Origin of the sequence: Streptomyces sp. S063 (assembly GCF_002832675.1) — a bacterium.
GTDB classification, from domain to species: Bacteria; Actinomycetota; Actinomycetes; order Streptomycetales; family Streptomycetaceae; genus Streptomyces; species Streptomyces sindenensis.
This window is the reverse complement of the sequence record NZ_CP021707.1, coordinates 2,561,781-2,585,983: the sequence shown is the minus strand read 5'-3', so window position 1 is coordinate 2,585,983 and position 24,203 is coordinate 2,561,781. Positions and strand designations below refer to the sequence as shown.

Sequence of the window (24,203 nt, the reverse complement as noted above, 5' to 3'; positions counted from 1 at the left end):
GCGGCGTGAGCAGCGACGCGGCCACCGCGGCCAACGCGACCAGCACCAGTCTGCCCAGGATCGACGCGCTGCGCGGCGGCCCCGGAGGCGGCCCGGACCCGGACCTGGAGCAGCCCCGCATGGGCCTCGGGTCGTCGCTCCCCGCCACCGACGCCCGGGCGAAGACCGAAGGCACCTTCCCGTACGCCGCCGACCTCTGGGCCGAGGGCCTGCTGTGGGCGGCCGTGCTGCGCTCCCCGCACCCGCACGCGCGGATCCTGTCCATCGACACCTCGGGCGCCGAGGAGATGCCCGGGGTGCGGGCGGTCGTCACGCACGAGGACGTGCCGGGGGAGAGCAACTACGGCCGCCATGTGGTGGACCGCCCGGTGTTCGCCTCCGACCTGGTACGCCACCACGGCGAGCCGATCGCCGCGGTCGCGGCGGACCACCCGGACACGGCCCGGCTGGCCGCCGCCGCCATCGCCGTACGGTACGAGGTGCTGGAGCCGGTCACGGACCCGGAGAAGGCGTTCGAGGCGGAGCCGCTGCACCCCGACGGCAACCTGATCCGCCACATCCCCCTCCGGTACGGCGACGCGGAGGCGACGGGCGACGTCGTCGTCGAGGGCCTCTACCGCATCGGCCGCCAGGACCCGGCCCCGATCGGCGCGGAGGCCGGCCTCGCCGTGCCGAGGCCCGACGGCGGTGTCGAGATCTACACCTCCTCCACCGACCCGCACACCGACCGCGACCTGGTCGCCGCCTGCTTCGGCCTGGAGCCGGACCGGGTCAAGGTCGTCGTGACCGGGGTGCCGGGTGCGACGGGCGACCGCGAGGACCCGGGCTTCCAGATCGCGCTCGGCCTGCTCGCGCTGCGCACCGGCTGCCCGGTGAAGCTGGCGGCGAGCCGCGAGGAGTCCTTCCTCGGCCACACCCACCGCCACCCCACCCTCCTGCGCTACCGCCACCACGCGGACGCGGAGGGCCGGCTGGTCAAGGTGGAGGCCCAGATCCTCCTGGACGCGGGCGCGTACGCCGACGCCTCCTCCGAATCCCTGGCCGCCGCCGTGGCGTTCGCCTGCGGCCCGTACGTCGTCCCGCACGCCTTCATCGAAGGCTGGGCGGTCCGGACGAACAACCCGCCCTCCGGTCACGTACGCGGCGAGGGCGCGATGCAGGTCTGCGCGGCGTACGAGGGCCAGATGGACAAGCTGGCCGCCAAGCTGGGCATCGACCCGGCCGAACTGCGCCTGCGCAACACGCTCTCCACGGGCGACATCCTGCCCACGGGTCAGACGGTGACCTGCCCGGCCCCGGTCGCCGAACTGCTCCAGGCGGTACGGGACTTCCCGCTCCCCGCCCTCCCCAAGGACGCCCCGGAGGACGACTGGCTGCTGCCGGGCGGCCCCGAGGGCGCGGGGGAGCCGGGGGCGGTGCGCCGGGGCGTCGGCTACGGGGTCGGCATGGTGCACATGCTCGGCGCCGAGGGCACGGACGAGGTCTCCACGGCCACGGTCCGGGTCCATGACGGGGTGGCCACGGTGATCTGCGCTGCGGTGGAGACGGGGCAGGGCTTCACGACCCTCGCCCGCCAGATCGTCCAGGAGGTCCTGGGGGTCGAAGAGGTCCACGTGGCGGCGGTCGACACCGACCAGCCCCCTGCCGGCCCGGCCACCCACGGCCGCCACACCTGGGTCTCCGGCGGGGCGGTGGAGCGCGCGGCGAAGATGGTCCGCACCCAGCTCCTCCAGCCGCTGGCCCACAAGTTCGGCATGTCCACGGAGCTGCTCCAGATCGCCGACGGCAAGATCACCTCGTACGACGGGGTGCTCTCCACCACCGTCATGGAGGCCATGGACGGCAAGGAACTCTGGGCCACCGCCCAGTGCCGCCCCCACCCCACGGAAGCGCTGGACGAGGCGGGCCAGGGCGACGCGTTCGTCGGCCTCGCGTTCTGCGCGGTGCGGGCGGTGGTGGACGTCGACATCGAGCTCGGTTCGATCCGCGTGGTCGAGATGGCGGTCGCCCAGGACGTGGGCCGCGTCCTGAATCCGGCCCAGCTCGCCGTGCGCATCGAGGCGGGCATCACCCAGGGAATCGGCGCGGCCCTCACGGAGAACCTCCGCACCGCGAAGGGCCTGATCCGCCACCCCGACCTGACGGGCTACGCGCTTCCGACGGCGCTGGACGTGCCGGACATCCGCATCGTGAAACTGGTCGAGGAACGCGACGTGGTGGCCCCCTTCGGCGCGAAACCCGCGTCGGCGGTCCCGGTCGTCACGGCCCCCGCAGCGGTGGCCTCAGCGGTCCGCTCGGCAACGGGCCGCCCGGTGAACCGCCTCCCGATCAGGCCGCAGGCAGCGGTGGCGACGGCGCCGAAGGGCTGAGGCGTCCTCCGGCGATTGCTGAATTTTATGGCCGATAAGAGGCTCGGATCGGGCTCGTGACTGCTGTTCTCTTGACGGTACCGTTCCCGCGAAGGTTATCCGCGCGGGTGAGACCTGAGGGAATTCGTGACTTTCGAGAAGGAATGGGCGGAACTGCGTTCGGCTGCCGCCCAGCGAAGTGCCATGCAGATCAACAGCGCCCCGGCCGAGGGCGGCGGTGGTGCCGGTGCGCCGGACCTGGTGGTGAACCGGGATGATCTCGGAGCTATCGGGAATGACGCCTACGAGCTCAGGACGAGACTGTCGAAGGACGGTGACCACGCCCGCCCGGCCACCTTCGACGCGGCGATCGCGCTCACCAACGGCAACTTCGCGAGCGGCTCGGCGGTTCTGAAGGTGCACGACTTCTGGCAGAAGCATCTCAAGACGCTGCTGGATTCCTGCGCGCACATTTCGAACCACCTGGATTACACCAAGGCGCAGCACGCGAAGGACGACGTGAAGATCGGTGGAGATCTGACGCCGATCTCCAAGCTGTCGGAGTACATGAAGTAGGGCTCGGGGGAGCGCGCACATGCTGAGTTACGAGGACATCGTCGAAGCCCCGCTGGGCAAGCTGAAGGCGGCGGCCGACGACTGGTCGGAGATGGCTACGAAGCTGGACAGGCTCGCCGATCACGCGTCGGACGGAATGAAGGCGAAGGCGAACAAGGCGAGCTGGGAAGGCCTCAACGCAGGGGTCACCAAGGCGTTCGTCGGCAAGACCGTCAAGGAGTTCGCGGACGCCGCCGCCGAGGCCAAGGGCGTGAAGGCGCTGCTGGAAGAGGGATACGCGGCTTTCAAGAAGGCCAAGGACGACCTTGCCAACATCCGGGACCACGAGGGGCCGGCCGCCGGGATCTCGGTGGACGGCAGAGGAAAGGTCACGGCACGTTCCCCGATCTCCGAGAACAACGCGGCGCGTCACGATCCCGACTTCGGCAAGTACCTCCAGCAGGAGAGGGAGAACATCGCATCGTGGCAGAAGAAGATCGACCACATCGTCGAAACCTGCAACGACACCGATGTGACCTTCAAGAACTCCCTTGAGGCCAACGTCACCGACCGCAAGGACTTCACCACCCCGAAGTACACCAAGTTCGACCAGGAAGAGGCGGCCCGCGCCGTTGCCCTGGCGTCCAAGGGCCGCGACCTCACGCACGCGCAACTCCAGGCGCTGAACGAACTGCTGCGAGACAACGCCAATTCGGTGGAGTTCGCGAAGAACTTCTACGAGAAGCTCGGCCCGGAGAAGGCGCTCACCTTCTTCGGCCAGCTCGCAACGGACACGCACATGGGTGTGAGCGTGGATGAGGAGCGGCTCAAGGACGTTCAGGCGCTGCAGAAGAACCTCGGCCTCAACCTGGCCACCGCCTCGCACGACAAGGCGTTCACGGCGGAGTGGGGGCCGGAGCTCCGCAAGATGGGTACGGAACGCTTCCCGCTCGCCAAGAACGACTACGGCGGGCCGTTCGGCTACCAGCTGCTCGGCGGAATCATGCGGTTCGGGAACTACGACCCCAAGTTCCTCAATCCCATGGCTGAGCATGTGGTCCAGTTGAGGCAGAAGGACCACGACTTCTTCTATGCGTCCAAGGGCGTGCCCGGCGGGCCGGAGAATCTGTACAACCCCTCGGGTGTCAACGGCTCCGGCTACGACCCGGTGAACAGCATGCTGGAAGCCCTGGGGCACAGCCCGGAGGCGGCAAAGCACTTCTTCTCCGCCGAGCCCACCGCGTACAGCGAGGACGGCACCCTGAAGAGCGGTGACGCTGATCTCGGAAAGGACAAGGATGGGGAGGAGATCACCAGTTACCTGGACTTCTTCCAGAACGAGGACTACGACCCGTTCTTCGACGTCACGAGCCACCATCCGGACGACGTGAAGAAGTCCACGCAGTACCTGCCCGACGCGCTCGGAAAGGCCTTGGAGGCGGCGACCACCGGGCACGCCTGGGACGACCCCTCGCCCACGCTGAAGCGCGACGAGGTGACGGCGGGCATCATGAAAAATGTGATCGATAGCTACGGAATGGATTCAGGGCTTAGGGATCGGCATGATCCGATGAAAGACAGCCTTGCGCGCATGGGTGCCGCCTACATCGACGACTTGAATTACTCAACCTACAATTTCGGCGGTTACGGTGATGCGGCAGGACGCGAGGAACTTTTCATGAAGAGCAGCGATGAATCCGAAAGGACTGATTTCGGAGAGAGTTCGGCGCTGAGATTCATGGCCGCAGTTGCCACAGGTGACGAGGGGTACCGGACGCTGAGCAGCGCTCAGCAAGTGTATGAGGCCAGCGGACTCCGATCGTTCGGAGATGAAAAGGCGGATGCGTTGGCGTTCGGTGGAAACGCGACCAAGATCCATGGAATTCTTGACGAGTCGCGTAGCATCGGAATCGGTGATGAATTCAAAAGCAACGAGGATGCGGAGAATTTGGCGAGGGAGAAAAGTGCAGAGTGGCGTAAGGCTGGCGTCAGCGGTGCGGTGACGGCTGTGGTGGGGGTGGGGTCTGCGGTTGTACTCGGACCTGCCGCTGGCGTCGTCTCCACGGTTGCTGTACCGCTGGTCATGGAGACGGCTGGCAGTGCAGTGAGCACGCAGTATGGCTCTGAAACTCTGCAGTACCTCAAAGATGCCGAATATAACAATAATGACCAAGCGCTCACCAGTATTGAGGAAGGGAGTGAGCAGGGCAAAAGTAGCGCTGCAGCCGCTATGTTCCACTACGCCGACTCCGTGGGAATGGCAAGAGAAGAGAAGCAGGAACTGTTCCGTGATATTCAGTATGATTACAACAATGGCGTCACGGCTGCGCGTCAGCCGATGAAGGTCAACTAATCGTGAAGCGATCATTTTCTGCATTCGTGACGCCCGGTGTTTTTCTGTGCGCGCTGGTGCTGGTTGGGTGCTCGGATGACCCAGAGGTGGACAAGGGGATGCGTAGTTCCGCAGGCCTCCAAAAGTGTGGCCAGTTCCTTGGTGTGGAGAACGTAAACAGGGCGGTCGAATCTGTAGAAGGAGGTAAGGCGACTGCTACCGCGCGGAACAGCCCGGCACGGCTGGCTGCGATATTGGATCGCGAGGCTGAGGAGTGGCCAGTTGATGATCTACTGCACAACTCTTACAGTGCTTGCCGCATTCAGGTGCCAGCCGAGGGTGGTGGTGCGTTTGTGATCGAGGCGACAGTTCAGTGGTCGGTGCTCACCGTTGATTCGATGAGCGAGCCGAAGTATGCCAAGAGTTGGCGACAGTTGAATGATCAGGTGTTCGTCGAGTTGGAGACCGGGCGGCCGAGCATGGAAATCCTCGTCACGTGCGGCGTCCCCGGTGCCGCAGCAGGGCAGGAAGTGGGGCTTCCTCTGCAGATGGCGGTGACCGATCCCGGATTGGCGGTTGATCAGCGTCAAGTCCTGCTGTCGACGTTCGCTCGAACTCTGGTAGAAGAATTGTCCTGTGCCGGAGATCCGGTTATCCCGGCACAACTACTCCGCTGACCTCAATTTTCGAGTTTTCCCACGAGAACGGGAAATCTGCGACCTGTCGTCAGCTGGCCAGGAGTGGTTGATTCATGCGGCCGGAAACGACCGGCTGATGCTCATCGCAGGTCTGGCCGTATGGCGGGGACATCTGCCGCATATACGCGAAGAACTCCGCCGCGAGCGATCGACTGAGGGTCACCTGGGAGCTTATCTGCGCCCCCCGCCGAAGGGCGAGCCTGCTCCGAAGTTCAGGGTGCTCCCGATGGGGGAGCGGGCTTTGGCCGCTCCGGACGCCGGCTCCATCCAGTTCGCCTGCCGGAGTGAGAAGTTGCCCGGCTCCACGCCGGCTCATATCGACATCGGCGTCGAGCGCTGGTCACCCAAGGACCCCGAGGGCGATCCGGAGAAGCTGACGGACGCCTACGCGACCGTGGTCCATTCCTTCGCCCTGGCCATGGCGAAGGAACTGCGCTGCGAGAACGACGGAGGGCTGGAGTCCCGGCCCGTACTCGACCCCGCCTGACGTACGGAGCCGCGGCGACAAGCCCGGCCGGTACCGTGGCCGTTGACCAGGGGGAGGTGCCGGTGTGATTTCCGAGCCGGAGTTGGTGGGGGAGGACGGGCCGGGCTCGTCCTCGGACGTCGTGAGCGGGTTCGACCCCGAGCAGGGGATCGGGGAGGGCGGCCGGCGGCGGTGGCACGGGGCGATCTGGGGCGTCGCCGGGGCGCTGACGGCGTCGGCGGTGTGGGCCGCAGCCGTCTTCGGGTACGGGATCGGCGGCGACGGCAGGCCGGACTCGCGCGGCTACCGCGTGGAGTCCGACTCCTGCGCGGCGATGCAGTTGAAGGAGCTCGCCAGGGCGCTCGGCAAGCCGGAGTCCGAGACGACCACCGAGCTGGACGGGATCGAGCATCCCGCCCTCCACCGCATCCGATGCACCGTCGACTTCCCGGAGTCGGTCCTCGGGGAGCGGGGCGGCGAGGACGGATCGGGCTGGTACATGGGCTACCGGGCTTCCCTCACGGCCGAGCTGCACAAGGAAGCCGATCCGCGTCCCGTGTTCGAGGCGAGCAGCACGGTGACGGACATCGACGGGACGGCCGTGGACCGGGTGGAGCGCGTACCGGACCTCGGGGACAGCGCGTATCTGCTGATCACGGACGATAACAGCATGCGCCTGAACGTCGTGGAAGGCGGTGCCGTCATGATGCTCGACCTGTCCGTCTGGATGTCCTACAACGAGGGCGAGGGCGAGGACACCGAGGAGATGCCGGACGCGCCGGAGGAGCCCGAGATGCTCGCGTACCGGGGACATCTGATCAGTGACATGCGGGATGTCATGAAGGCGCTGAAGACCGGCTGACGGGCCGGGCTTCGGCCGAGACGTGCGAAAAGCGGTAATGGCCGCCCCCTACCGTGAGGGCGGCCACTTCCGCGTTCTGGAGACCGCGACCGGATTCGAACCGGTGTAACTCGAGTTGCAGTCGAGCCCCTGAGCCTCTCGGGCACACGGTCGGGCGTGGTGCTGTGGTCCGTTGTTCCTTGCTGAGAACGACGCTACGGGCCCCCGGCACCCGCCTCAAGCAATCCGGCCGGGGTGCAACGCGACTGCCATACGCCGTTCATATCCGGGGGAGGAGCGGACTTCCGGGCCCGGGACCTACGACCAAGGGCGAGCACGGGACCGCACATCGACAGGGTTCAAAGCGGCCCATGCCCCTTACGCTGACCCCATGACCGCCCTCGAACCCCGTGACGGCACTGACGCCGCACACCTCGCGCCGCCCGCGACCGACGCCCCCTCCCCGGACCCCCTGTCCGACCTTCCCGCCGCGGCCGTCGAAGGGGTCCTCGGGCGCACCTACCGGGCACTGAGCATCGGCATCGTGTCCGTGGTGTTCCTCATCGCGTTCGAGGCCACGGCAGTCGGTACGGCGATGCCGGTCGCCGCCCGCGAGCTGAACGGGATCCCGCTCTACGCGTTCGCCTTCTCCGCGTACTTCACCACCAGCCTCTTCGCCATGGTCCTCTCCGGGCAGTGGGCCGACCGGCGCGGGCCGCTCCAGCCGCTCGCCACCGGGATCACCGCGTTCGGCGTCGGGCTGCTGCTCTCCGGGGCGGCCACCAGCATGTGGGTCTTCATCGCGGGCCGGGCCGTCCAGGGGCTCGGCGGCGGGCTGGTGATCGTCGCGCTGTACGTCGTCATCGGGCGCGCCTACCCCGAGCACATCCGGCCCGCGATCCTGGCCGCCTTCGCCGCGAGCTGGGTGATCCCGTCCGTCGTCGGGCCGCTCGCCTCCGGGACGGTGACCGAGCAGCTCGGGTGGCGCTGGGTCTTCGTCGGCATCCCCGTCCTCATCGTGATCCCGCTCGCCCTGGCCCTCCCGGCGATCCGGCGCACGGCCTCCGGGCCCGCCGACCCGGCCGCCGCCACCGAGCCGTACGACCGCCGACGCATCCGGCTCGCCCTCGGGATCTCGGCCGGGGCGGGGCTGCTCCAGTACGCGGGGCAGGAGCTGAACTGGCTCGCCCTCCTGCCCGCCGCCGCCGGCGCCGCCCTGCTCGTGCCCGCCGTCCGCGGACTGCTGCCCACCGGGACCGTACGGGCCGCGCGCGGGCTGCCCTCGGTGGTTCTGCTGCGCGGGATCGCCGCCGGGTCGTTCATCGCCGCCGAGTCCTTCGTACCGCTGATGCTGGTCACCCAGCGCGGACTGTCCCCGACGATGGCCGGGCTGTCGCTGGCCGTGGGCGGGGCGACCTGGGCGCTCGGTTCGTTCGTCCAGTCCCGGCCGCGTATGGAGCCGTACCGGGAGCGGCTGATGGTGACCGGCATGCTGCTCGTCGCCGCCTCGATCGCCGTCGCGCCCTCCGTGCTGATCGAGGGGGTCCCCGTCTGGATCGTCGCCGTCGCCTGGGCCTTCGGCTGCTTCGGGATGGGCATGGTGATCGCCTCCACCAGCGTCCTGCTCCTGAAGCTGTCGGCCCCCGAGGAGGCGGGCTCCAACTCCGCCGCCCTCCAGATCTCCGACGGGCTCTCCAACGTGCTGCTCCTGGCCTCCGGCGGCGCGGCCTTCGCGGCGCTGGGCGGCGGAGCGGTGGGCGCGGCCGCGCACGGGGCGGTGCAGGCGGGCGCTTCCGGCTCCCACCCGGGCGCGTTCGCGGCCGTCTTCCTGCCGATGGCGGGGGTGGCGCTGGTGGGGGTGTGGGTGGCGACGAGGGTGCTCGTACGGGAGAAGTAGGGGTACCCGGGAACAGATGCTCGCCCGGTTGCCGTACCTGTGAAGAGGGTCTCAACGGGCCCGAGCCGCGGCCCGTTCGTACGGGTTCAGGCCCGGGCCCCCGGTAAGGTGGCCCGGTTGTCGTATCGCGGGCCGGGCCCTTGGGGCCGGGTGCGGTACGGGCAGCGCCCCACGTACCCGAGAGCCCCGAACCGGAGACCGTGACTACTACCACCGCCTCCCACCACCTCTCACCCGCCTTCCCGGGCCGTGCCCCCTGGGGCACCGCCAACAAGCTGCGAGCCTGGCAGCAAGGCGCCATGGAGAGGTACGTCCAGGAGCAGCCGCGCGACTTCCTCGCCGTCGCGACGCCGGGCGCCGGCAAGACCACGTTCGCGCTGACCCTCGCGTCGTGGCTGCTGCACCACCACGTCGTGCAGCAGGTCACCGTCGTCGCCCCGACCGAGCACCTCAAGAAGCAGTGGGCGGAGGCGGCCGCCCGCATAGGGATCAAGCTCGACCCCGACTACAGCGCAGGTCCGCTGAGCAAGGAGTACCACGGGGTCGCCGTGACGTACGCCGGTGTCGGCGTCCGCCCGATGCTCCACCGCAACCGCTGCGAGCAGCGCAAGACGCTCGTCATCCTCGACGAGATCCACCACGCCGGTGACTCCAAGTCCTGGGGCGAGGCCTGCCAGGAGGCGTTCGACCCGGCGACCCGGCGGCTGGCGCTGACCGGTACGCCGTTCCGCTCGGACACCAACCCGATCCCCTTCGTCCAGTACGAGGAGGGGAACGACGGCATCCGCCGCTCCTCGGCCGACTACACCTACGGCTACGGCAACGCCCTCGCCGACGGCGTCGTCCGCCCGGTCATCTTCCTCAGCTACAGCGGCAACATGCGCTGGCGTACGAAGGCGGGCGACGAGATCGCCGCCCGGCTCGGCGAGCCGATGACCAAGGACGCCATCGGCCAGGCCTGGCGCACCGCGCTCGCGCCCACCGGCGAGTGGATCCCCAACGTCCTCGCCGCCGCCGACAAGCGGCTCACCGAGGTCCGCAAGGGCATCCCCGACGCGGGCGGGCTCGTCATCGCCACCGACCAGGACTCGGCCCGCGCGTACGCCAAGATCCTGAAGAAGGTCACCGGGGAGTCCGCGACCGTGGTCCTCTCCGACGAGAAGGCCGCGTCCAAGAAGATCGACCGGTTCAGCGCGGACGAGTCGCGCTGGATGGTCGCGGTCCGGATGGTGTCCGAAGGCGTCGACGTGCCGCGCCTCGCCGTCGGCGTGTACGCGACCACCATCTCGACGCCCCTCTTCTTCGCCCAGGCCGTCGGCCGGTTCGTGCGCTCCCGCCGGCGCGGCGAGACGGCGTCCGTCTTCCTGCCGACCATCCCGATGCTCCTCGACTTCGCCAACGAGATGGAGGTCGAGCGCGACCACGTCCTCGACAAGCCGAAGAAGGGCAGCGACGAGGAGAACCCCTTCTCGGAGGAGGACAAGCTCCTCGCCGACGCCGAGAAGCTGGAGGACGAGGAGACCGAGGACCAGCTGCCCTTCGAGGCGTTGGAGTCCGACGCCGTCTTCGACCGGGTGCTGTACGACGGCGCCGAGTTCGGCATGCAGGCCCACCCCGGTTCTGAGGAGGAGCAGGACTACCTCGGCATCCCCGGGCTCCTGGAGCCGGACCAGGTCCAGCTGCTCCTCCAGAAGCGGCAGAGCCGGCAGATCGCGCACAGCCGCCAGAAGCCGGCCGAGGAGGCCGACCTCCTGGAGAAGCCCGCCGAGGCCCGGCCCGTCGTCACGCACAAGCAGCTGCTGAGCCTGCGCAAGCAGCTCAACACGATGGTCTCCGCCTACACCCACCAGAGCGGCAAGCCGCACGGCGTGATCCACAACGAACTGCGCCGCGTCTGCGGCGGCCCGCCGAGCGCGGAGGCCACGGCTCACCAGATCCAGACGCGCATCGCGAAGGTCCAGGAGTGGGCGACGCGGATGAAGTGACCTCGCAGCCGTTCGTTTCCGTCGTCCGCGTCGGCCCGTCGGCCCGTACGGAGGTTCCAACCTCCGTACGGGCCGACGGCGTTACCGACTCTCCCCATGGGCGTACGGCCGTGTTTCCGGGCCTCGTGCCCGGGAAATTTCCCCGGTGTCCGTTCACACGCAGTTAACGTCGGTTCGCATCCGTGGACGGGCCGACCGGCGAAGTCGTGACACGTGAACGCGCGTAGATGTTCGCTTACCGGACGCCGTCCCGCTGACCGGCCCTTATGTGCGGGCCGTTCCGGGGCCCCGCGTCCGGAGACCGGATTCTGGACGAGGACTTCCGCTGAGCGGACTGGCTCGCTACTGTCCCCGCCATATGAACGCCCCGTGGCAACGCCGCCGCGGAGCGCAGCCGGTGCCTTGCCAGACCGGCGGCCTCTCCGTGCGTCGCCGCTGGGACCGGCGTCGCAACCGTCGGAGCAGGCCGTCGTCGCTCACCCCGAAGAGGAGAGGGCGTCGTGACAGCGGAGACTTCCCAGACGCTCGACCGAGGACTGCGCGTCCTCAAACTGCTCGCCGACACCGACCACGGCCTGACCGTGACCGAGCTGTCCAACAAGCTCGGTGTCAACCGGACCGTCGTCTACCGGCTGCTCGCCACGCTGGAGCAGCACGCCCTGGTACGCCGCGACCTGGGCGGTCGCGCCCGGGTCGGCCTCGGTGTGCTGCGGCTCGGCAGACAGGTGCACCCGCTGGTCCGGGAAGCGGCGCTGCCCGCGTTGCGTTCCCTGGCCGAGGACATAGGGGCCACCGCCCATCTCACGCTCGTCGACGGCAGCGACGCCCTCGCGGTCGCCGTGGTCGAGCCCACGTGGACGGACTACCACGTCGCCTACCGGGCCGGCTTCCGCCATCCCCTGGACCGGGGCGCCGCGGGCCGGGCCATCCTGTCCGCCCGGCAGGCCACGGAGTCCGGCCACCCCGGCTACACCCTCACCCACGGCGAACTCGAAGCCGGCGCCAGCGGGGCGGCCGCGCCCCTGGTCGGGGTCTCGGGCGTCGAGGGCAGCGTCGGTGTCGTCATGCTCGCCGACGCCGTCCCGGAACGGGTCGGGCCCCGTGTGCTCGACGCCGCCCGGGAAGTGGCGGACGCGCTGCGGTAGGCGGGTGGCCGTACGCCTCCGGTGCGTCGGGGTGGGCGTGGACGTGTAACGCGTCGGAGCGTGCGCCGGGCGGCGTGCTCCTGGCGCTTTCCCGTTCCGGCGCGGCGGTTAGATTGGGTGCGTGCTCTCTCGTCTCTCGCGCCCCCGCGTCCTCGCCCTCTGCGCACTCCCCGTCCTCGCCCTGTTCGGTACGGCGGCCCTCGCGCCGCTGCCGTTCACCCTGGCGCGGCCCGGGGTGACCGCGGACGTGCTCGGCAAGGACGACGGGCGGCCGGTGATCACCATCACCGGGGCCGAGACCCGGCCCACCGACGGGCAGCTGCGGATGACGACGATCCTCGCCACCGGGCCGAAGGCGGACGTCCGCATCGGCGAGGTCTTCGACAGCTGGTTCCGGACCGACCGGGCGGTCATGCCGCGTGACGCGGTCTACCCCACCGGCGGCTCCGAGAAGGAGATCGAGAAGCACAACCTCGACGACATGAAGGAGTCGCAGAACGTCGCCGTCGACGCCGCCCTGGACTACCTGGACCGCGAGCCCGGGTCGATGCGGGTGGACGTGGACCTCGGCGACATCGGCGGTCCGAGCGCCGGGCTCTTCCTCTCCCTCGGCATCATCGACAAGCTCGACGGCGACGGCTCCGGCGGCGGTCTCACCGGCGGCCGCACCATCGCCGGTACGGGGACGATCACCGCGGACGGCAAGGTCGGCGCGGTCGGCGGGGTGTCGATGAAGGTCCAGGGCGCCCACCGCGACGGCGCGAGCGTCTTCCTCGTACCGAAGGCCGAGTGCGGTCAGGCGGAGGCCGAGGCGCCCGACGGGTTGCGGATCGTGCCCGTCTCCACGCTGAAGGACGCGGTCGGTTCGCTCAAGGCCCTGGAGTCGGGCGGGAAGGTCCCGAGCTGCTGACCGGCGCCGGTGCCTGTGCCGGTTCCGAGGGTACGGGCTCCGGCCCCGCCGCCTCCTGTACGGCCCCCGGCCCGTCGTCCAGCGTCCGCCAGGACGGGAACACCAGCGGGCTCAGCGTCGCCAGGAAGTAGACCCCGCCCATCGCCAGCAGCGCCCCCGTCGCTCCCGCGCCCTCCACCAGCAGCCCGGCCGCGAGCCCGCCCACCGGCATCGCGAACTCGCAGCCCGCTGTCAGCGCACCGGACACGCGGCTGCGCAGCCGGTCCGGCACGCGCTCGTAGATCACCGTCGTCAGGATCGGGTTCAGCACGCCGCCCGCGACTCCGCCGAGCAGCATCGTCACCGCGAGCGGCAGCGTCGTCCCGGTCACCGCCGCGACCAGAAACCTCGGCGCGCCGCACAGGACCACGCACACCGTGAACACCGCCCGGCGCGAGAACCGGTGCCCCACCGCCCCGTACAGCAGCGCCCCGGTCAGGCCGCCCGCGCCGAACAGCGCGGTGAGCAGTCCGATGGCGGGCGCGCCGCTCAGCTCGCTCTCGGCGTGCACCGGGAGCAGGACCGCGTTCCAGCCCTGGTCGGTGCCGTTCATGAACATCACCATCACCACGACCGCCAGCAGCAGCCGGTTGCCGAGCACGTGGGCGTAACCCTCGCGGAGTTCGGTGCCGTAGGCGCGCAGGGAGACCGGGGCCTCCGCCTTCCGCGGTTCGGCCGCGCGTACTCCCCGTACCCCCGCGGCGATCAGCAGGGCCGACAGCCCGAAGGCCGCCGCGTCCAGCAGCAGGACCGTCTCCGCGCCGACGAAGGCGATGAGGAGCCCGGCGAGGGCCGCGCCGACCATGCGGGCCCCGCGCGAGACCGCGTCGAAGAGGCCGGCGGCGCGGGCGAGGGTGGTTCCGGCGTGCTCGGCCAGGTCCGGGATCAGGACGTAGCGCGCGGTGTTGCCCGGGGTGTGGGCGAACCCGTTGAGCGCCATGAGCGCGCACAGCATCCAGAAGTCGAGGGCGCCGGCGAGGTGCAGCAGCGGGATCGCGGCGATGGCGGCCGCGCAGACGGCGTCGGACACGACGGCCGTCCGGCGGCGGCCGAACCGGTCGATGGCCGGTCCGCCGATCAGCGCGGCGACGACGATCGGCAGGGTGGCGCAGAAGGCGACGACCCCGGCCCGGCCCGCGCTTCCGGTGGTCTCCAGGACGAACCAGGGGACGCCGATCAGCGTCAGTGAAGTCCCTGCGGTGGAAATGGAGTTGGCCGCGAGCGTGACGGCGAGCGGGGTGCGGTTCCCCATGCTTTCCTCCCCCCCGGGCCGGTGGTTACGCCGGATGGAAGGCGGCGGCGCGAGGCGCGGCCGTCTCCCGGCCCTGCGCCGTCAGCCGCAGGCCCACCTCCACCAGGGTCCAGCCGACCCGGGTGCGCAGGCTGGTGCGGGGGAGGCGGAACTCGCCCGCTTTGGAGCGGAGTTCGGCCGACTCGGCCGCGTGCAGGAGGTGGTGGACGTCGGCGTGCATAACGGGCTTCCCTTCGGGTGGTGGGGAGGTGCGGTGTGCGGTGCCGTCATTCGGAGGGACGCGGGAAGACGTGCAGATGGGTGCGGACGACGGCCGAGCCCTCGGTGCCCTCGGGGACCACGTCGCGGTAGGTCTCCACCACCGCGTGCAGCTTCGCCGAGAGTTCCCGGGCCAGCTCGGGGGTGAGGCGCACCTTGAAGTCGCTCATGTCCGAGCTCTGCCGCCACTCCTGCGGCCATTCGCCCATCGTGCCGAGCCAGGTGTTGAGCTCCTGGGCGTGCGTGGTGGCCACCTCGTGCATCACCACCCCGATGGCGCCGCGCACCTCCGGATCGGCGTGTGCGAGGAAGTCGGAGCTCTCGAAGATCGCCCCCTCGTGCACCGCCCGCCACCAGCGCTCGCGCCCCTTGCCCAGCTCCGGGGCGTCCTCGACCAGCCCGGACTCCGCCAGTTGGCGCAGGTGATAGCTGGTCGCACCGCTCGACTCGCCCAGCCGCTCGCCCAGCTTCGAGGCGGTCGCCGGGCCGAACTCGCGCAGCGCGTTCAGCAGTCGGATCCGCAGGGGGTGCGCGAGGCTGCGCAGCGTGCGGGCGTCCACGGTGTGCATCCTGCGGTCGGTGCCGCCGTGGCGGTGGGGGCGGGAGGCGTCCTCGTTCTCCGTCATGCTTCGACAGTAGAGATGCAAAGGGAGCTTTGCAAGAGATTCTTTGCAATGATCTCTTGGTAACTCAGCCCTCCTCGATGAACCCCTCCTCCACCAGCCACTCCTTCGCCACCTCGTGCGGATCCTCGCCGTCCACGTCCACCTTGGCGTTCAGCGTCTGCGCGACCTCGGTCGTCAGCTTCCGGGCGAGCGGGTCCAGCAGCTCCGCGATCACCGGGTACTTCTCGAAGGTGGCCTCGTGGACGACCGGGGAGGCGTTGTAGTTGGGGAAGAAGTGCTTGTCGTCCTCCAGGACGTCCAGGTTCATGGCCTTGATCCGGCCGTCCGTGGTGAAGACCTCGCCCAGCAGGCAGGAGCTGGACTCGGACACCTGGGTGTAAATGATCCCGGCGTCCATCTTCTGGATGTTGCCCGCCGGGATCCTCATCCCGTACTTCTTCTCCATGCCCGGCAGTCCGTCGTCGCGCGAGGCGAACTCGTTCTCCACGCAGATCGTCACCGCGCCCGGGTCCTTCTTCGCGAGGGCGGCCACGTCCGAGAGGGTCTTCAGCCTGTACTTCGCGTTGTTCTTCTTGCTGATCGCCAGCGCGTACGTGTTGTCGAGCGGGGCCGGCGGCAGCCAGATCACCCCGTTGCCCTTGTCCTCGTCCCGTACCGCCTCGTACTGCTTCTTCGGGTCGACGATCGGGTCCGCGTGGCCCAGGAAGGTGATCCAGCCCGTGCCGGTGTAGTCCCACTGGACGTCGGCGTCGCCGTTGATGATGGCCTCGCGCGCGCTGATCGAACCCGGCAGGTTCGTCCGGTCCAGGACCTCCGCTCCGGCCGCCTTGAGGACCAGGCCGGTCATCTGGCCCAGGATGATGTTCTCGCTGAAGTTCTTCGACGTCACCGTCAGCGTCGCGCCCTTCAGCGGTTCGCCCCGCCCGACCGAACCCGGTGATACGTCGTCCACCATCGGCGATCCGCTCTTCAGCCCGCAGCCGCCCAGCAGCAGCACCGGCACCGCCATCAGCAGCAGTTTCCTCCTCGTCCTCCTCACCGCTCCTCCAGCCCGCGCGGCGTCAGCGCCAGTTCGGCCAGCGAGGCCAGCCAGTCCACCAGCAGCGCCAGCACCACCGTCAGCACCGAGCCGATGATCAGCACCGGCATCCGCTGCGTCTGGATCCCCGAGGTGATCAGGTCGCCGAGCCCGCCGCCCCCGCCGAACGTCGCCAGCGTCGCCGTACCGACGTTGAGCACCAGGGCCGTACGGACGCCCGCCAGGATCAGCGGCACCGCGAGCGGCAGCTCCACCTTCAGCAGGACGCCCCGCCCGGACATCCCCATCCCGCGCGCCGCCTCGATCATGCTCGGCTCGATCGCCCGCAGGCCCGCCACCGTGTTGGAGAGCACCGGCAGCACCGCGTAGATCACGATGCCGATGATCGCCGTACGCGGGCCGATGCCCAGCCAGATCACCAGCAGCGCCAGCAGACCGATCGCCGGGGTCGCCTGCCCGACGTTCGCCAGTGCCGTGAACGCCGGGGCGGCCTTCCGCAGCCGCCGCCGGGTCAGCGCGATACCGAGCGGGATCGCGATGATCAGCACCCAGAACGTCGAGATCGCCGTCAGCCGTACGTGCTGCCACCAGCGCAGTTGCACATTTCCGCCGGAGAGGGAGTTCTCCGCGATCGAGTCCAGGTGGATGTTGGTGATCCAGACGTACGTGATCACCAGGATGACGGCCAGCACCGCCGGCAGGACCACCAGCTTCCGCCAGGTGATCCGGCGCTCCGGCGCGGCCGGGGCGGGGGAGGGGGCGCTCTCCTCGTCGTGGAACGGGTGGCCCTTGACGTCGTGTTCGCCCGGCGGCCGGGTCGGGGCCGCCGGGCCCTTGTCCGAGCCGGACCGATGGCTGGGGCTCATACTCCGCCGCCACCCCCCTCCAGCTCCTGCTCCGTCTGGTGGACGCGCTGCTCCTCCAGCTCGTGCTGGTGCTCCATCGCGGTCAGCCGGTCCGCCTCCAGCAGCTCCTGCACGTTGTCCATCAGCGTCTTCATGTCGACGACCCCGATGAACTCGCCGCGCCGCCCGGTCACCGCCACCCGGCCCCCGCTGTCCGTGAGCACCGCCTCCAGCGCGTCGTGCAGCGTGGCGTCCCGGGTCACCGTGTCGTGCACCAGCTGCCCGGCCCGCGCCAGCGAACCGCGCGCCCGCATCAGATCGCCGCGCCGCAGCCACTTGTACGGGCGGTTCCGCCGGTCCAGCATCAGCAGCTCGTTGTGCGGGCCGTTGCGCAGCTTGTTGAAGATCGTCTGGAGCGGGTCCTCGACCGTCACCGTCGGGAAGTCCGCGATGCCCACGTCCCGTACGCGGGTGAGGTTGAGGCGTTTGAGGGCCGCGCCCGCGCCGACGAAACCGGAGACGAAGTCGTCCGTCGGGTTGGTGAGGATCGCCTCGGGGGTGTCGAACTGCGCGATGTGCGACCGCTCCCGCAGCACCGCGATCCGGTCGCCCAGCTTGATCGCCTCGTCGAAGTCATGGGTGACGAACACGATCGTCTTGTGCAACTCGTGCTGGAGCCGGATCAGTTCGTCCTGGAGGTGGTCGCGGGTGATCGGGTCGACCGCCCCGAACGGCTCGTCCATCAGGAGGACCGGAGGGTCGGCGGCCAGCGCCCGCGCCACGCCCACCCGCTGCTGCTGCCCGCCGGAGAGCTGACGCGGATAGCGCCCGTGGAACTCGCGCGGGTCCAGACCCACCAGGTCCAGCATCTCCTCCACCCGGTCCTTCACCCGGGACTTCGACCAGCCGACCATCTTCGGCACCAGGGCGATGTTGTCCGCGACCGTCATGTGCGGGAAGAGACCGGAGGACTGGATGGCGTAACCGATCTTGCGGCGCAGCTTCACCGGGTCGATGTCGGTGACGTCCTCGTCGCCGATCCGGATCCGGCCCGACGTCGGCTCGATCAGCCGGTTGATCATCTTCAGGGTGGTCGACTTCCCGCAGCCGGACGGGCCGACGAAGATCACCGTCTCGCCCGCCTTGATCTCCATGGAGACGTTGTCGACGGCCGGGTTCGGGTTGCCGGGGTACCTCTTGGTGAGGTTCTCCAGCTGGATGGTGGCCCCGGACGCGGCCGCCGCCCCCTCCTCCGTCGTGACGGCCGGGTCGGTCTCGGTCTCAGGCACGGATCCCCCTCGGGATGGTCAGCCGTCCCAGCAGGACGTACGCGGCGTCGAAGAGCAGGGCGAGGATCACGATGCCGAGCGTGCCCGCGAGCACCTGGTTGATCGCGTTGGCGCTGCCCAGCGAGGCGATCCCCCGGAAGATCTCGTTGCCGAGGCCGGGCCCGGAGGCGTACGCGGCGATCGCGGCGATGCCCATCAGCATCTGCGTGGAGACCCGGATCCCGGTCAGGATCGGCGGCCAGGCGAGCGGCAGCTCCACCCGGCACAGGCGCGCCGTACGCGACATCCCGATGCCCGTCGCCGCGTCGACCAGGGCCGGGTCGACGCCCCGCAGCCCGACGATGGAGTTCCGGACGATCGGCAGCAGCCCGTACAGCGTCAGCGTGATCACGGTCGGGGCGACCCCGAGGCCGACCAGCGGGATCAGCAGACCGATCGCGGCGAGGGACGGAATGGTCAGGATCGTCGCCGTGGAGGTGATGGCCAGCGAGCCGCCCCAGCCACTGCGATAGCTCACCACCCCGATGATCACGCCCAGAACGGTGGCGATCACCATGCACTGGAAAACCGCGCTGACGTGCTGGAACGCATCCGTGAGGAGCTGCTGGTGGCGCGTGCTCAGATACTCCCAGAAGCTCACACGGCACTCCCTCGGCTCCGTCGGTGTCGCCGAGCCCTTCGGCTCAGCCGGTGTCCTCGGCCGCCTGCTCCACCAGCGGGATGATCCGCAGCGGAACCGGGTTCTCCATGACGATCGCCGTGGAAGCCCGGACAATGCCATCAAATCCGACAACCCGGTCGATCACTCGCTGAAGATCGGCGTTGGAACGGGCGACGAGCCGGCAGAGCATGTCCCCGTGACCGGTGGTCGTGTGCAGCTCCAGCACCTCCGGTACACCGCCCAAGTGCGCCCGTACGTCGGCTCCTTGACCCTGTTTGATCTCCAGTGTGGCGAACGCGGTGACCGGATAGCCGAGCGCCGCGGGGTCCACGTCCGGGCCGAACCCCCGGATGACGCCATTCGACTGAAGGCGGTCCAGCCGCGCCTGGACGGTCCCGCGCGCCACCCCCAGCCGTCGGGATGCTTCGAGGACGCCTATGCGTGGCTCACGTGCGAGCAGCACGATGAGCCGGCCGTCCAGATGATCGATCGCCATGGGCCCGCCTCCGGTGGTCAGCCTGTACAGATAGTCCGGCCATGATGGCCATCCGCTGAACATATTGACCAGTGATTGCGTGAACTATTGCGCACCTTGCGATGCGGGGAGAGCCTTCGAACATGACTGAGACTCTGCACACCAGCCCCGACACCGCAGCGCAGGCCGACCGCTTCCCGGTCAAGGGAATGGACGCGGTCGTCTTCGCCGTGGGCAACGCCAAGCAGGCCGCGCACTACTACTCGACCGCCTTCGGCATGAAGCTCGTGGCCTACTCCGGACCGGAGAACGGCAGCCGCGAGACCGCGAGTTACGTCCTGACCAACGGCTCCGCCCGCTTCGTCCTCACCTCCGTGATCAAGGCCTCCACCGAGTGGGGCACCTTCCTCGCCGACCACGTCGCCGCGCACGGCGACGGTGTCGTCGACCTCGCCATCGAGGTCCCGGACGCCCGGGCCGCGTACGCGTACGCCGTCGAGCGCGGTGCGCGCGGCATCACCGAGCCGCACGAGGTCAAGGACGAGCACGGCACGGTCGTCCTCGCCGCCATCGCGACGTACGGCAAGACCCGCCACACCCTGGTGGAGCGCTCCGGCTACGACGGCCCCTACCTCCCCGGCTTCGTCGCGGCCAAGCCGATCGTCGAGCCGCCCGCCAAGCGCACCTTCCAGGCGATCGACCACTGCGTCGGCAACGTCGAGCTCGGCCGGATGAACGAGTGGGTCGGCTTCTACAACGAGGTCATGGGCTTCACCAACATGAAGGAGTTCGTCGGCGACGACATCGCCACCGAGTACTCCGCCCTCATGTCGAAGGTCGTCGCCGACGGCACGCTCAAGGTCAAGTTCCCGATCAACGAGCCGGCGATCGCGAAGAAGAAGTCGCAGATCGACGAGTATCTGGAGTTCTACGGCGGCGCGGGCGTCCAGCACATCGCGCTCGCCACCAACGACATCGTCTCCACGGTCCGCTCGATGCGCGCCGCCGGTGTGCAGTTCCTGGACACCCCCGACTCGTACTACGACACCCTCGGCGAGTGGGCCGGCGAGACCCGGGTGCCGGTCGAGACCCTGCGCGAGCTGAAGATCCTCGTCGACCGCGACGAGGACGGCTACCTGCTGCAGATCTTCACCAAGCCGGTCCAGGACCGGCCGACCGTCTTCTTCGAGATGATCGAGCGCCACGGCTCCATGGGCTTCGGCAAGGGCAACTTCAAGGCCCTGTTCGAGGCGATCGAGCGCGAGCAGGAGAAGCGCGGCAACCTCTGATCCGCGCCTTCGGGTGCCAAGACGCCGCCGTGGTCCGAGGCAGTACCTCGGACCACGGCGGCGTCCGTCGCTGATGGCCTCCGCTTCACGGGCTCTGCGACACGGAGGGCGGTGCGGAGGGTGACGGGGACGTCGAAAGGGCGGCCGCCGTTCCCGACGGAGCAGGTGCCGGGGCCTCGGGCTTCTTCTCCCGCTCCGGCCGCGGCTCCCGCTTCGGCTCGGGGGACGGCGGCGGGGACGGCGGCCGCATGTCGCCCGGTCCGCCCGGCGGCGGCTCGCCCAGCGCGTCCAGCGCCTCCCGCGCCAGCGGCGCGGCGAGCGGCGAGAACGCCGGTTTGGTGCGCACGGCCTGCTCCAGATTCCGGCGCGCCGGACCGTAGTGCGCCAGCGCCCGCTGGATCACGCCGAGGTGATAGGCGTACGAGGCGTTCCGCACGCCCGTGTCGGCCGCCCGCTGCGCGTATTCCAGGCCCTCCTCGGACCTCCCCGCCCGGTGCAGCGCCCAGCCCAGCGCGTCCGCCACCGCCGCACTGCGGTGCTGCCCCCGCCACTGCGCCCGCAGCAGCTCCACCGCGGCCTCCGGATCCCCGTGGTCGGCCTCGAACCGGGCCAGCACCAGGGACTCGTCGACCCCGTCCTTCTTCGCCGCGGCCACCATCTCCCGCAGCTTCGCGTACTGGGTGCGGGCGTCCCCGTCCAGCCCCAGCGACGCGTACAGCTCGCCCAGCTCCAACGCGTACTCCGGGCGCGGCAGCTGTTCCAGCGCCCGGCGGTACGCGGCCAGCGCCTCGTCGGTGCGGTCCAGCGCCACCAGGGCCCGGGCCCGGCCCGCCAGCGAGGCGTGGTGAGCGGAGTCCGTGCGCAGCGCCGCGTCGAACTGCGCCACCGCCTCCTCCGGCTCGCCCCGCTCCCAGGCCAGCTCGCCGAGCCGGTGCAGTGCCTCGGCCTTCTCGGCCGGCCGCGTCGCCCGGTCGGCCGCCTCCCGGGCGGTGGCCAGCGCGTCCTCGCGCCAGCCCTGGCCCCGGTAGAGGTCGGCGGTGCGGGCCAGCGCGGGGACCCCCTTGCGCAGCTCGCCGAACTTCTCCGTCGCCGCGGTCGCCGCCTTCCGGTCGCCGAGCCCGGTGTACGCGTCGATGAGGACCGGGTACACGCTCCACGCCGTCGGCTGCTGCTTCCTCACCGTCTCGCCCCACCGCTTCGCCGCGAGGAAGTCGTGCCGGGCGTTGGCCAGGGCCGCCAGCCCCACCCACGCCTCCCCGTTCCCGCGCTCGCCCGGCTGCGCCTCCAGCGACCGCTTCAGGGCCTCTTCGGCGCGGGGGTAGTACGCCGTGTCCGCCGAACGCCGCGCCCATTCCACGTACGCCGTACCGAGCGTCGCCAGGGACGGGGCGTCCTTCGGGTGGGACTCCACCCACTTCTGCCGGTCCCCGATCAGCGCGGTGAGGTCCGAGAGCGAGGCCGGGGACCCCGCGGTCGCCGCCGCCTCGGCCCGCTCGACCGGCCCCGGCTCCTTCGGCCGCTCGTCCCTGTCGTCCACCGCCACCAGGGCCCCCGCCAGCAGCACCCCGGCGGCCACCGCGCCGAACGCGGCCCGGCGCAGCGTCGTCCGCAGCGTGGGCGGTGGCGGGGGCAGCGCGGTGGCGCCTTCGGCGGGCAGGGCGCAAGGGTCCTGCGGGGACGGCTCGGGCGGCCGGCCGGAGTCCGGGCCCTGCTGCGGCGTGACATCCATGACCATCACTCTGCGTCAGTCATACGAGCACACCGCGCCTTGGGATCGCCCCCGCTCACGGGTTCACACCATTGGCCCCGGGTGACACGCTTGGATCATGAGCGATCTCCTCGAACGGCTGCGCGCGGGACTGCCTCCCGAGGCGCTGATCACCGATCCGGACGTCACCGCGTCCTACGCCCACGACATGGCGAGCTTCTGCGAGGCGGGCACCCCGGCCGTCGTGGTGCTCCCGCGCACGGTCGAGCAGGTCCAGCACGTCATGCGCACCGCCACCGCGCTGCGCGTCCCCGTCGTCCCGCAGGGCGCCCGTACCGGCCTGTCCGGCGCGGCCAACGCCTCGGACGGCTGCGTCGTGCTCTCCCTGGTGAGGATGGACCGGATCCTGGAGATCAGCCCGGTCGACCGGATCGCCGTCGTCGAACCGGGCGTCGTCAACGCGGTGCTCTCACGCGCGGTGAACGAACACGGTCTGTACTACCCGCCGGACCCGTCCAGCTGGGAGACGTGCACCATCGGCGGCAATATCGGCACCGCGTCCGGCGGCCTGTGCTGCGTGAAGTACGGGGTCACCGCCGAATACGTACTGGGCCTGGAGGTCGTCCTCGCCGACGGGCGGCTCCTGACCACCGGCCGCCGCACCGCCAAGGGCGTCGCCGGATACGACCTGACCCGGCTCTTCGTCGGCTCCGAGGGCAGCCTCGGGATCATCGTCAAGGCCGTCCTCGCGCTCAAACCCCGGCCGCAGCAGCAGCTCGTCCTCGCCGCCGAGTTCCCCTCCGCGGCCACCGCCTGTGACGCCGTGTGCCGGATCATGGAGCGCGGTCACACCCCGTCACTCCTCGAACTGATGGACCGTACGACCGTGCGTGCCGTCAACGCGATGGCCTCCATGGGCCTGCCCGAGACCACCGAGGCACTCCTCCTCTGCGCCTTCGACACCCCGGACCCGGTCGCCGATCTCACCGCCGTCGGCGAGCTCTGCACCGCCGCCGGGGCCACCGAAGTGGTCCCCGCCGACAACCCGGCCGAGTCCGAACTCCTCCTCCAGGCCCGCCGCATGTCCCTCACCGCCCTGGAGACCGTCAAGTCCGCCACGATGATCGACGACGTGTGCGTCCCGCGCTCGCAGCTCGGCGCGATGCTCGCGGGCACGGCCGCCATCGCCGAGGAGTACGGCCTCACCATCGGCGTCTGCGCCCACGCGGGCGACGGCAACACCCACCCCGTCGTCTGCTTCGACCACCACGACCCCGACGAGTCCCGCCGGGCCCGCGAGTCCTTCGACGCCATCATGGCGCTCGGTCTCGAACTCGGCGGAACCATCACCGGCGAACACGGCGTCGGAGTCCTCAAGAAGGAGTGGCTGGCCCGCGAGCTGGGGGAGACCGGCGTCGAACTGCAGCGCTCCATCAAGGCCGCCTTCGACCCGCTCGGTCTCCTCAACCCCGGCAAGCTCTTCTGACCCCTGCTCCGCCGATAACCCCGGCAAGCCCTTCTGACCGCCGCCCCGCCGGCCCCCGC

General features: G+C 69.9%; 21 protein-coding genes and 1 tRNA gene. 12 read left to right on the top strand and 10 right to left on the bottom strand.

The window, feature by feature from the left end; genetic code table 11:
• Positions 1-5: 5 nt before the first annotated feature.
• The 6 genes from CCZ36_RS11690 to CCZ36_RS11665 all read left to right on the top strand — a co-directional run bounded on the left by CCZ36_RS11690 (position 6) and on the right by CCZ36_RS11665 (position 7,261).
• Positions 6-2,369, top strand: a complete 2,364-nt coding sequence (locus CCZ36_RS11690; protein ID WP_128817601.1) for a xanthine dehydrogenase family protein molybdopterin-binding subunit — start codon at positions 6-8, stop codon at positions 2,367-2,369.
• Positions 2,370-2,495: 126 nt separating this feature from the next.
• Complete coding sequence (locus tag CCZ36_RS11685) at positions 2,496-2,924, top strand: hypothetical protein (protein WP_069738973.1); 429 nt, start codon at positions 2,496-2,498, stop codon at positions 2,922-2,924.
• A 19-nt stretch (positions 2,925-2,943) separates the two neighbouring features.
• Positions 2,944-5,256, top strand: a complete 2,313-nt coding sequence (locus CCZ36_RS11680) for a hypothetical protein (protein WP_128817600.1) — start codon at positions 2,944-2,946, stop codon at positions 5,254-5,256.
• 2 nt (positions 5,257-5,258) lie between these two features.
• Positions 5,259-5,912 carry a hypothetical protein gene (locus CCZ36_RS11675; protein WP_128817599.1) on the top strand — a complete coding sequence of 218 codons (654 nt, stop codon included), beginning with the start codon at positions 5,259-5,261 and terminating at the stop codon, positions 5,910-5,912.
• A 247-nt stretch (positions 5,913-6,159) separates the two neighbouring features.
• The gene (locus CCZ36_RS11670; protein WP_237302639.1) at positions 6,160-6,420 is read left to right on the top strand and encodes a hypothetical protein; all 261 of its coding nucleotides are present in this window, start codon (positions 6,160-6,162) and stop codon (positions 6,418-6,420) included.
• A gap of 64 nt (positions 6,421-6,484) precedes the next feature.
• Positions 6,485-7,261 carry a hypothetical protein gene (locus tag CCZ36_RS11665; protein ID WP_128817598.1) on the top strand — a complete coding sequence of 259 codons (777 nt, stop codon included), beginning with the start codon at positions 6,485-6,487 and terminating at the stop codon, positions 7,259-7,261.
• A 77-nt stretch (positions 7,262-7,338) separates the two neighbouring features.
• Here the strand turns inward: CCZ36_RS11665 and CCZ36_RS11660 are convergent.
• Positions 7,339-7,413, bottom strand: a tRNA-Cys gene (locus CCZ36_RS11660).
• Between the two features lie 218 nt (positions 7,414-7,631).
• On the opposite strand from CCZ36_RS11660, the gene CCZ36_RS11655 reads away from it, so the two are divergent.
• From CCZ36_RS11655 to CCZ36_RS11640, 4 genes are all read left to right on the top strand, one after another.
• On the top strand, positions 7,632-9,137 hold the full coding sequence (locus CCZ36_RS11655) for an MFS transporter (protein WP_128817597.1): 1,506 nt from the start codon (positions 7,632-7,634) through the stop codon (positions 9,135-9,137).
• Between the two features lie 200 nt (positions 9,138-9,337).
• Positions 9,338-11,122 (top strand): DEAD/DEAH box helicase, encoded by a 1,785-nt coding sequence (locus tag CCZ36_RS11650; RefSeq protein WP_079134137.1) that lies wholly within the window; start codon positions 9,338-9,340, stop codon positions 11,120-11,122.
• 500 nt (positions 11,123-11,622) lie between these two features.
• Positions 11,623-12,267, top strand: coding sequence for an IclR family transcriptional regulator (locus CCZ36_RS11645; protein WP_030591826.1), 645 nt, complete (start codon positions 11,623-11,625; stop codon positions 12,265-12,267).
• 121 nt (positions 12,268-12,388) lie between these two features.
• Complete coding sequence (locus tag CCZ36_RS11640; protein ID WP_069738979.1) at positions 12,389-13,177, top strand: S16 family serine protease; 789 nt, start codon at positions 12,389-12,391, stop codon at positions 13,175-13,177.
• Here CCZ36_RS11640 and CCZ36_RS11635 read toward each other — a convergent pair.
• The 8 genes from CCZ36_RS11635 to CCZ36_RS11600 all read right to left on the bottom strand — a co-directional run bounded on the left by CCZ36_RS11635 (position 13,137) and on the right by CCZ36_RS11600 (position 19,682).
• Positions 13,137-14,468: an MFS transporter gene (locus CCZ36_RS11635; RefSeq protein WP_128817596.1), complete on the bottom strand. Its 1,332-nt coding sequence runs from the start codon at positions 14,466-14,468 to the stop codon at positions 13,137-13,139. The two genes, CCZ36_RS11640 and CCZ36_RS11635, sit on opposite strands and share 41 nt — an antisense overlap.
• Positions 14,469-14,493: 25 nt before the next feature.
• Entirely contained in the window at positions 14,494-14,688 is a 195-nt protein-coding gene (locus CCZ36_RS11630) for a hypothetical protein (RefSeq protein WP_069738981.1), read from the bottom strand.
• 46 nt (positions 14,689-14,734) lie between these two features.
• Positions 14,735-15,352, bottom strand: coding sequence for an ArsR/SmtB family transcription factor (locus CCZ36_RS11625; RefSeq protein WP_069742695.1), 618 nt, complete (start codon positions 15,350-15,352; stop codon positions 14,735-14,737).
• 64 nt (positions 15,353-15,416) lie between these two features.
• Positions 15,417-16,361 carry a glycine betaine ABC transporter substrate-binding protein gene (locus tag CCZ36_RS11620; RefSeq protein WP_069738983.1) on the bottom strand — a complete coding sequence of 315 codons (945 nt, stop codon included), beginning with the start codon at positions 16,359-16,361 and terminating at the stop codon, positions 15,417-15,419.
• Between the two features lie 26 nt (positions 16,362-16,387).
• Positions 16,388-17,257 (bottom strand): ABC transporter permease, encoded by an 870-nt coding sequence (locus CCZ36_RS11615; RefSeq protein ID WP_128817595.1) that lies wholly within the window; start codon positions 17,255-17,257, stop codon positions 16,388-16,390.
• Complete coding sequence (locus CCZ36_RS11610; protein ID WP_069738985.1) at positions 17,254-18,525, bottom strand: betaine/proline/choline family ABC transporter ATP-binding protein; 1,272 nt, start codon at positions 18,523-18,525, stop codon at positions 17,254-17,256. Before CCZ36_RS11610 ends, CCZ36_RS11615 begins: the two co-directional genes overlap by 4 nt.
• Positions 18,518-19,165, bottom strand: coding sequence for an ABC transporter permease (locus tag CCZ36_RS11605; protein ID WP_069742692.1), 648 nt, complete (start codon positions 19,163-19,165; stop codon positions 18,518-18,520). Before CCZ36_RS11605 ends, CCZ36_RS11610 begins: the two co-directional genes overlap by 8 nt.
• 43 nt (positions 19,166-19,208) lie before the next feature.
• Entirely contained in the window at positions 19,209-19,682 is a 474-nt protein-coding gene (locus tag CCZ36_RS11600; RefSeq protein WP_010070916.1) for an Lrp/AsnC family transcriptional regulator, read from the bottom strand.
• A gap of 122 nt (positions 19,683-19,804) precedes the next feature.
• Between CCZ36_RS11600 and hppD the strand changes: the two genes are divergently transcribed.
• Entirely contained in the window at positions 19,805-20,950 is a 1,146-nt protein-coding gene (gene hppD / locus CCZ36_RS11595; RefSeq protein WP_069738987.1) for a 4-hydroxyphenylpyruvate dioxygenase, read from the top strand.
• A gap of 85 nt (positions 20,951-21,035) precedes the next feature.
• On the opposite strand, the gene CCZ36_RS11590 is transcribed toward hppD, so the two are convergent.
• A complete protein-coding gene (locus tag CCZ36_RS11590; protein WP_128817594.1) occupies positions 21,036-22,679 on the bottom strand; it encodes a tetratricopeptide repeat protein in 1,644 nt (547 codons plus the stop codon).
• Between the two features lie 97 nt (positions 22,680-22,776).
• Here CCZ36_RS11590 and CCZ36_RS11585 point away from each other — a divergent pair, with 97 nt between their 5' ends.
• A complete protein-coding gene (locus CCZ36_RS11585; protein WP_128817593.1) occupies positions 22,777-24,144 on the top strand; it encodes an FAD-binding oxidoreductase in 1,368 nt (455 codons plus the stop codon).
• Positions 24,145-24,203 lie beyond the last annotated feature (59 nt).